Raw genomic sequence first — 9,601 nt, 5'->3', positions numbered from 1 at the left:
CATATAAAAAATCTATGAACAATATCCTATCATAAAGACCTTTAAATGTTTAGTGGCAAATTATCCCTTGGAATAATTTTTCTTCATGCTTTTGCCGTGCGCCTCGTCGGCACTGTGTTCCCCATCATAGTAATTATACAAGGTAGCGGCTGCCACGCGACTGACTATTGCGAGAAATGCCATAGCCGCGATATGCGGTTTTATTTTGCGAAAGCAACCTGAGGATATTCCCTCGATTATTACAGAAGCTATCGCTTCTTCTATGCGATGTTTCATATTCATAAACATTTCCATTATTTCTTCGTTGATTTCACTCGGCTGGTTTATGACCACTTTGGCTATTTCAGCATGTTCCCGCATAAAATCTATATTAAACCTCATAAAAGACGACAAAACCTCTTTAGCATCGCTTACCCCAGCTATATGCCGTTCTATCTCCGCTATATACATCTCTACGGAATAACGCATCATCTCTTGAAAAAGCACTTTCTTACTTGGAAAGTATTCATATATCGTGCCTTTGCCTACGCCCGCTGCTACCGCTATATCCTCCATACGAGCATTGTAAAAGCCTTCTTTTGAGAATACACGTATAGAGGCTTTTAATATATCCTCCTTACGTGCTTCCTCTTTGGCAGCCATATTATACCTCCCTGCCGTCCATAGGTATTATATTGTCGACAGGCTCATGATGACGGCGGCTGAATCTGTCGAACAGACTATAGATTACAGGCACTATTATAAGCGTTATGATAGTGGATAATCCAAGCCCAAATATCACCGTTATAGCCATAGGTGCTTCCATTTCGGCACCTTCACCTATGCCCAGTGCCAGCGGTATAAGCCCTAAAATGGTAGTAAGCGTCGTCATGAGTATAGGGCGCAATCTCGTAGGACCGGCCTTTATAAGCGCTTCTTCACAGCTATAGCCCCTATCTCTCAACTGATTGGTATAATCTATGAGCACTATAGCGTTGTTAACCACTATGCCCGCCAGCATTATAACACCTATATACGCAGGCACGCTCAGCGCCTTGCCTGTGATGAACAAGCCTAATATAGCGCCGCCGAATGCCAACGGCACAGAGAACATTATATCAAAAGGATGGATAAATGATTCAAACTGCGCCGCCATTATCATATAAACCAATATAATGGCCAGTATAAGCGCTAAACCAAGGTCGCTGAATGCATCGTTCAGCATCTGGCTCTGTCCGCCATAGCTCACGGCGTAGCCGCTGGGCAGTTTGTAGGCATCTACTTTGGCCTGTATATCTGCAGTCACATCACCCAACGCCCTATCCGATATATTTACGTTAACGCTTACTGTACGGCGCAAATCCTGACGGTTTATAGCTACAGGTCCTTCAGCTTCCTCCACTTTGGCCAATTCACCAAGCGGGACATTGCCGCCGGTCATAGTTGGAATCAAAAGCTGAGATAGCTTGTTTGGATCGGTTTTATAACTTTCATCGCCATATAATGTCACATCGATTTCGCGCCCTTCAACTTTATAACGCGTTCCCAGCTGTCCATTTATAGCGGATTGAACCGTCGACGCTATTGTAGCCGCATTCAAACCATATTGCGATGCTTTGTAGCGATCTATTGTCAAGCGCAGCTCAGGCGCGCCTTCTCCCACACTGGTAGTAGCGCTGGTTACTCCCGGTACAGTTTCTACAAGTTCTCTTATATCATCGGCAACATCAGCAAGCATATCTATATCATCGCCTTTTATATCCACCGATATCGGTGCTCCCATAACCGATGCAGTACCACCGCCTGCAGCATCATTCATCGATGACACCGTTATCTTAGCGCCTGGTATATTTTTGACCTGTTGACTCACCCATTCCACTATTTCATCGGTAGTACGCGTACGTTGCTCTTTTGGCGCAAGCGTAACGCTTATACTGCCAATATTTGTGCTGCCGCCGGCCATGCCGCCTACCATGGAAGCCATGGCGTTTCCTCCCACGGTAGTATATATAGCATCGGCTTCGGGTATGGTTTCGAGGATGCCTTCTACTTTATTTGTAATATCGGCTGTCTTAGTAGACACAGTGCCTTGTGGAAGTTCTATATTCACACTAAATTGCCCCTGATCCATTGGAGGCAGAAACTCATTGCCGACAAACGGTATCAACGCTATCATACCTATAAAGATTGCTGCTACTATAGCAACAGTTAAACCTTTATGCCCTAATACCGATTTGAGCACGCCTCTATAGAAACTATCCAATCCGCTCAAGGCTCTGCTTAAAAAGCCATCAATCGATGTCCAGACAGTTTTGCGCTTGGGCATATTTTCATCCTCTATTGTCACTAGTCGCGATGCCAGCATCGGAACGATGGTTATGGCTACAACCAATGAGGCCAAAAGCGAGAACGTAACTGTAAGAGCCAATTCTTTAAAAATCTCACCGGCTAAGCTTTGAACGAATATTATGGGGAGAAATACTACTACTGTGGTCAATGTCGAGCCGGTAATAGCCATAGCCACCTCTCCAGTGCCATCTATAGCCGCCTTCATACGCGTTTGTCCCTCTTGCCTGTGCCTATATACATTCTCTAATACCACTATAGAGTTATCCACCATCATGCCTACGCCCAAGGCCAGGCCACCCATCGATATGAGGTTCAAAGTCATACCGGAAAAATACACCAGTACAAAGGTTGCTATGACTGAGATAGGTATAGATAGTGCTATAACGAGCGAAGAACGAACATTTCGCAGGAACATCAGCAGTACTATAACAGCTAATATAGCCCCTAATATAGCATTATTCGCAACATTGTTTATGGACATCTTTATAAATTGCGACTGATCCAGCACCGGTATTATTTCCACATCGGGTAATTCTTGGCGCAATTTTTCCAATTCCGCATTGACATCGTCGGCCACTTGAACAGTATTAGCCGTGCTTTCCTTCTGCACTGATATGCCTATGCTCTCTTTGCCGTTTATTTTGTTATACTGGTTTACTTCTTTAAATGTATCGGCCACATCGGCTATGTCACCGAGCTTTACAGTACCTCCGGCCGGCGTGGGTATTGCCAATGCCTTTATATCGTCTATGCTCTTGAATTCGCCCATGGTACGGATCACCAACTGCTTGTCATTGCGCACCACCGTGCCTCCAGGCATATTAAGGTTTTCGGCTTTTAAGAGATTAGATATCTGTGTTATAGATAAACCGTATGTAGCCAGCTTCTCAGGCTGTACCGTTATGGCTATTTCACGTTGACGTCCGCCGGTTATACTGACCGATGCCACGCCCTCTATACGCTCTATACGATTACTTATAGTATCCTCCACCACTGCCTGGGCTCTAGATAGATTGCCGTCCTTGCTTGCTACCGAGATTTGCATGACAGGAAGCATTGTCGGATCAAGTTTTAATACCATAGGATTGGTTACGCCGCTAGGCAGCATGCCTTTTATGAGGTCAACCTTTTCCCGCATGTCCAACGCCGCAAAGTCCATATCAGTGCCCTGATTGAATTCCAATATTATTATGGAATTGCCCTCTGACGATATAGAGCTCACCGAGTTAACATTGGATACCGTACCCAATACGCTTTCCAACGGCCTTGTTACCATAGTTTCTATTTCTTCGGGACCCGCCCCCTGGTAAGAGGCTGTTACCGCCGCTATCGGAAGATTTATATTCGGCAAAAGATCCAGACCCAGCCGACTTAAGGACACAGCTCCAAGCACCAATACTATAGCTATTATCATCCATGTCATGACAGGTCGCTTTATAGAACCTTCCCATATCTTCAATCTGACATCACCTCTATTCGGCTATAGTGATGTCGGCGCCATCGGTCAGATACTGCTGACCCTCTACTATGATATCTTGGCCTACATCAAGCCCTTTCTTTATTTCTACCATTTCTCCATCATCCATGCCGATCTCAACCTGACGTTTTTGAGCCTTTCCGCCGTCGGCTACGTATACAACTTTGACACCGTTTTCATCAAGTACTGCCGTACTAGGCACCACTATAACATCTGTTTTTTTATCCACGGCTAATTCAGCACGGGCGAACATACCAGACTTCAAATAATTGCCATTATTATCGATTTGTATGCGAACCGGATAATTTTGTGAACGCGGATCCGGTGTCGGCGATATCATGGTCACCGTACCATTATATGTTTGATCAGGCACTGCATCGACCTTGATATTTACGCTTTGACCTTTTTGTATCTTAGATATATCAGCCTCGGCAATCTGTATATCAAGAAGCAATTTGCTCACATCTATAATATTCATAGGCGGTGAGGTTTGGGCCACCATCTCGCCTTCATCCACATTGACGGAAGCCACTATGCCATCTATAGGGGCATATATCTTGGTATTGGTCAATTGATGTTTAGCAAGATTCAGCGCCGCCTCGGCCTGCTTGAGTTGCGCGTTGAGAAGTTCGTCGCTTGGTATCTGCATCTTGGATGTAGCTATAGAGCTGATCTGCGTCTGCACCGCTTTTAACGCCTCGTTTACAGAGCTTAATCCGTTCTGGACTTCAGAGAGCTGAGCTTCTAAGGCGTCTATAGTGCTTTGAAGCTGGGCTTTTACCTGTTCATTCGGAGCAGATGCCAATTGTTTATTAAGATCGTTTATTTGTGACTGTAATTGCTTTACAGTATCATTTAATTGTTTTTGTTGCGATGTCAAGGAATTCTGCTGATCTTTAAGGCTTTTTTCCATATCGTCCAGATCTTGTTTTTTCTTTTTAGTATCATTCACATTTATTTTAGCTACATCATATGCCGCTTGAGCCTGATCTATTTGCGGCTGTATATCTGACGTATCAAGTTCTAACAGCAGATCTCCTTTTTTTACTGCATCACCTATTTTAACAGGTATAGCGGTTACCTTGCCAGGCAGCTTAGGAATTATCATTACATCCTGTACCGGTTTCAGCCTACCGGTATATTCCTTGCTGTTGCCTATACCACCTATGGCCACTTTCTGCACCGATACCGCTACCGCAGTGCTTTTTTGTTGATTTTGAGCCGAAGGCTGTGACTGATCACTACAGCCCGTCATCAATAGACCCGCCATAATGAGAGATGCGGCCGCTATTGACACCCTCTTTATACGATTATTCAAGTAAGTACACCTCCTGATAAATTAACAAATTAAATTGACCGACCGTTCGGTCGACATCGTTTATTATACATCAGCATCATTTTGTTGTAAAGCACAATATTTTACGCACATTAGAAATCGGAGGTCAGAAGTCAGATGTCGGGTAAGCTGCTCCTTCGAGAAGTAGTGGTATAAAGCCGTATGCCCGAGAATGCGGGAAAAGCTTGTCGGTGTTATTGACCTATTGACATGTTGTAATCACGCTGTTATACTTGAAACATAAAATAACTAGCATAAGCAGGTGCTCCGAAAGGAGATAATAGGGAACCGAGCGTAATTCTCGGGCGGTCCCGCCGCTGTATGCGGGGAATGTTTCTCACAATGCCACTGGCCATAGCGCCGGGAAGGCGGGAAAAAGGAGTCTTTTTATGACGCTATTGCAAAACACCTTATCCTCGATATCCTCGATAAACGAGGATGCCGTGGCCCATGCCCAGCAAAGGCTGGATTCACTTACCAAGCCGCCCGGCAGCCTCGGAGTATTGGAGGACATAATAAAACAATTGGCCGGTATCACCGGACAAACCATCCCCCAAATCGGCAAAAAAACCGTAATCATAATGGCCGCCGACCACGGCGTGGTAGAAGAAGGCGTCAGTGCTTTCCCGCAAGGGGTCACACCTCAAATGGTGATGAATTTCTTAAACGGCGGCGCCGCCATAAATGTGCTGGCACGACATGCCGGAGCTGATATAGCATGCTGCGATATCGGTATAGCAACTGATATAAACCATCCAAATCTTATAGTAAAAAAGATAAAATACGGTACAGACAATATGACTAAAGGCCCGGCCATGAGCCGTAATGAGGCCATAGCTGCTATAGAAGCCGGCATATCTGTGACCACCGCTCAGATATCTAATGGCTCGACATTATTGGCTACAGGAGAGATGGGTATAGGCAATACCGCCGCTAGTAGCGCCATATTAGCTGCTTTCTCCAATCGGCCTCTGCATCAGCTTATAGGCCGCGGCACAGGCATAAACGACCGTGGGCTATCGGCAAAGGAAATTGCGATACAAAAAGCCATAGATGTAAATAAGCCCGACCCTGCTGATCCCATAGATGTGTTGCACAAGGTCGGCGGATTGGAAATAGCCGGACTAACAGGTACCATTCTGGCCGCTGCTGCTCATAAAGTGCCCGTGGTCATAGATGGTTTCATATCCACGGCCGCCGCTTTGATAGCCGCTAAATTAGAACCAAAAACCATACAATACATTATAGCCTCCCATGTATCCGAAGAACCCGGCCATAGCATAATGCTGGATATAATAGGGCTGCATCCCATGCTCCACATGAAGATGAGGCTGGGCGAAGGCACAGGCGCAGCTCTGGCCTTTCATATTATAGATGCCGCTACGCATATACAATCCGAAATGGCCACTTTCGAGTCGGCCGGAGTATCCACCGGACTTTGATTGCCGCCGCGGATCCTAAGACTACCGCGAAACTCACCCTCTTATAACAGTCGACGGCAAAAGATTGATTATATTGGCTTTAGCCTGCTCTAAAAAAGCCGGATCGCACGGCTTGGTCCCGCAGATATACTTGTTGAGCACACCATCGCTATACTTATATGGCTGGAGCACGTATTTACGTGCTCCGGCTATGCAATTTGCTATATCTATGAAATCCTCCATACACATAAGATTTTGATTAACAGTGGTGCGGAATTCATATTCTATATCGGATTCCATGATTATGTTGATGCTTTTTTTTACATTGAATACATCCTCCTGCCGCGTCACAAAGTCGCCATATTTGGTCAAAGGCGCTTTTATGTCCATGGCTATATAGTCCAAAAAACCTTTGTTGAGCAGGTCTGCCAATACGTCTGGCCTGGAACCGTTGGTATCCAGCTTTACTGCAAACCCTTCATTTTTAACAGAAACTATAAAGCCCTCCAAACCGTCCCACAGCGTCGGCTCACCACCGGTGATACATACGCCATCCAGCAAATGACGGCGATGCCTTAAATAGTCTAAAATATCATCGACTGTCCTGAGAGGTGGTTGTACCTTTATAAGCGAGCTGTTATGGCAGTATGGACATCGAAAATTACAGCCGCTGACAAATACAGTAGCAGCCACTTTCCCCGGGTAATCGGCCAATGTTACCGGCATGAGGTCGTATATCATACCACGAATTCCTTGCGGTCGGCGAATTCCTGGCGTTTGCCCTTGTTCCAGCATTGCACCGGTCTGTAGTAGCCCACCACTCGGCTGTATACCTCGCACTCTCCGCCGCAATGCGGGCATGTAAAGTGCTCACCTGACACATATCCATGGTCGGGACATATTGAAAATGTCGGCGTTATCGTATAATACGGTATCCGGTAATTATAAGCTATCTTCTTTACCAGAGCTTTGCACGAATCCACATCGCTTATGCTTTCGCCTATAAAACCATGCAATACTGTACCGCCTGTATACTTGCACTGCAATTCTTCCTGGAGATCCAAAGCAGTGAATATATCATCGGTGAAGTCAACGGGCAATTGAGTTGAATTTGTGTAGTACGGCTCTTTGTCGCCGCATGTTATTATATCAGGATATAATGCCTTATCCTTTTTAGCCAGGCGATAGGATGTGCCCTCGGCAGGCGAAGCTTCCAGGTTGTACAGTATATCGGTCTGTTGTTGATATTCCTCCATTCTTTCGCTCATGAAATCCAATACCTTCAAAGCGAATTGACGGCCTTCTTCCGAAGTTATATCACAACCTATAAAATTGAGAAGCGCTTCATTCATACCGATCAGTCCTATTGTGTTAAAATGGTTCTGCCAATATGATCCGAATCTTTTATATACGTCCATCAAATAGAAACGCGCATATGGGTAAAGGCCCTCTTCTGTCATCTTCTCGAGTACCTCGCGTTTTGTATCAAGGCTAGTCTTGGCTATATCCATCATGCGGCCCAATCTGTCCATAAATTCATCTTCGCTTTTGGAAAGATAGCCTATACGCGGCATATTTATCGTAACCACACCTATGGAACCGGTGAGCGGGTTAGCCCCGAACAAACCGCCGCCGCGTTTCTGTAACACACGATTATTAAGGCGCAAACGACAGCACATACTCCTTACGTCCTCGGGTTTCATATCGCTATTTACGAAATTGCTGAAATACGGAAGGCCATACTTGGCTGTCATCTCCATGATTTTCTCCACTACCGGACTATCCCAGTCAAATTCCTTGGTAATATTATATGTTGGTATAGGGAAGGTAAATATGCGGCCGCTGGCATCGCCTTCCATCATAACCTCAGCAAAAGCGGTATTTATCATATCCATTTCATGTTGGAACTCGCTATACGTTTTATCCATCATTTTGCCGCCGATTATAACGGGTTCATTGGCCAATATACCAGGCACCACAAGGTCCATTGTAATATTGGTGAACGGCGTCTGAAATCCGACGCGCGTAGGAACATTTATATTAAATATAAATTCCTGCAGCGCCTGTTTTACCTCGTTATAACCTAATCCGTCATAACGTACGAACGGCGCCAGATACGTATCAAAACTGGAGAACGCCTGTGCACCGGCCGCCTCCCCCTGCAATGTATAGAAAAAGTTCACTATCTGACCTAAAGCCGTTCTGAAATGCTTGGCCGGACGGCTAGCTACTTTTCCATCCACACCGGTAAAACCGCTTATCAATAAATCTTTGAGATCCCAGCCACAACAGTAGGCTGAGAGCAAGCCGAGATCATGTATGTGCAAATCGCCATTGACATGAGCATCGCGCACCTCCGCCGGATAGATTTTGTTAAGCCAATAGGACGACGTCACAGTAGTGGATATATGGTTATTTAATCCTTGGAGCGAATATCCCATATTGCTGTTCTCATTGATACGCCAATCCATCTTGCCTATATACTGGTCAACCAGATCTTCTACATCAAGCAGCGCTTTCTTTATCTCGCGTATATCCTGATGTTGTTTGCGGTATAATATGTAAGCTTTGGCCGTTCTAGCATAACCCTCTTCTATAAGGACTTTTTCCACTATATCCTGGACATCTTCCACCGAAGGTATGTCGCCGTCAAACCTTTGAAGCAGCATATCCACTACTTTATCGGTAAGGCGTATGGCTATACTGCGATCACTACCGCCCACCGCCTGTGCGGCCTTGAATATGGCATCCTCTATCTTATTGCGTTGAAATTCCACGATACGGCTATCGCGCTTTTTTATAAATGTTATCATAAGTCCACCCTCCAGTATATGCATACTATATATAGTACATTATTTAATGTGATATACTATATATATTATTATAGCACCTTATACTGTGGTTAGCAAGAATAATTTTTCAACACTGCAATTCGTAATATGGCAAATTCAGCGCCTGCAAAGATATAAATCCTACGCCCGCTATAGGCTTGACATATATACCTCGCTACGGCTGTGAAGCTGGACCACTACGCAATCA

Annotated in this window: 5 protein-coding genes, 1 pseudogene and 1 riboswitch; of the genes and pseudogenes, 1 reads left to right on the top strand and 5 read right to left on the bottom strand. The window is 45.1% G+C overall.

Annotated elements, in window-relative coordinates:
• Nucleotides 1-60 precede the first annotated feature (60 nt).
• The 3 genes from JG770_RS09775 to JG770_RS09765 are packed head-to-tail and all read right to left on the bottom strand — an operon-like array spanning nt 61 to nt 5,123.
• Nucleotides 61-642 (bottom strand): TetR/AcrR family transcriptional regulator, encoded by a 582-nt coding sequence (locus JG770_RS09775; RefSeq protein ID WP_291958377.1) that lies wholly within the window; start codon nt 640-642, stop codon nt 61-63.
• A 1-nt stretch (nt 643) separates the two neighbouring features.
• Entirely contained in the window at nt 644-3,787 is a 3,144-nt protein-coding gene (locus JG770_RS09770) for an efflux RND transporter permease subunit (protein ID WP_291958375.1), read from the bottom strand.
• A 13-nt stretch (nt 3,788-3,800) separates the two neighbouring features.
• A complete protein-coding gene (locus tag JG770_RS09765; RefSeq protein ID WP_291958372.1) occupies nt 3,801-5,123 on the bottom strand; it encodes an efflux RND transporter periplasmic adaptor subunit in 1,323 nt (440 codons plus the stop codon).
• Between the two features lie 261 nt (nt 5,124-5,384).
• Nucleotides 5,385-5,656: riboswitch (cobalamin riboswitch) on the top strand.
• Here JG770_RS09765 and cobT point away from each other — a divergent pair.
• Nucleotides 5,621-6,583, top strand: a pseudogene (gene cobT / locus JG770_RS09760) (nicotinate-nucleotide--dimethylbenzimidazole phosphoribosyltransferase); the annotation flags it as partial. It overlaps the preceding riboswitch by 36 nt.
• Before the next feature lie 33 nt (nt 6,584-6,616).
• On the opposite strand, the gene JG770_RS09755 reads toward cobT, so the two are convergent.
• The gene (locus tag JG770_RS09755; RefSeq protein WP_291958371.1) at nt 6,617-7,303 is read right to left on the bottom strand and encodes an anaerobic ribonucleoside-triphosphate reductase activating protein; all 687 of its coding nucleotides are present in this window, start codon (nt 7,301-7,303) and stop codon (nt 6,617-6,619) included.
• The gene (locus tag JG770_RS09750) at nt 7,300-9,375 is read right to left on the bottom strand and encodes a ribonucleoside triphosphate reductase (protein ID WP_291958368.1); all 2,076 of its coding nucleotides are present in this window, start codon (nt 9,373-9,375) and stop codon (nt 7,300-7,302) included. Before JG770_RS09750 ends, JG770_RS09755 begins: the two co-directional genes overlap by 4 nt.
• Between the last annotated feature and the right edge of the window lie 226 nt (nt 9,376-9,601).

The sequence above is a fragment of the Mahella sp. genome (genome assembly GCF_020054945.1).
GTDB lineage: Bacteria > Bacillota > Clostridia > Mahellales > Mahellaceae > Mahella.
Note: the sequence above shows the minus strand (reverse complement) of the source record. Positions and strands in the feature narration are given on the sequence as shown.

Bases quoted from the DNA above. Each gene is read 5' to 3' on its own strand.
- JG770_RS09775 (WP_291958377.1), bottom strand. From the start codon at position 642: ATGGCTGCCAAAGAGGAAGCACGTAAGGAGGATATATTAAAAGCCTCT.
- JG770_RS09750 (WP_291958368.1), bottom strand. From the start codon at position 9,375: ATGATAACATTTATAAAAAAGCGCGATAGCCGTATCGTGGAATTTCAA.
- JG770_RS09755 (WP_291958371.1), bottom strand. From the start codon at position 7,303: ATGATATACGACCTCATGCCGGTAACATTGGCCGATTACCCGGGGAAA.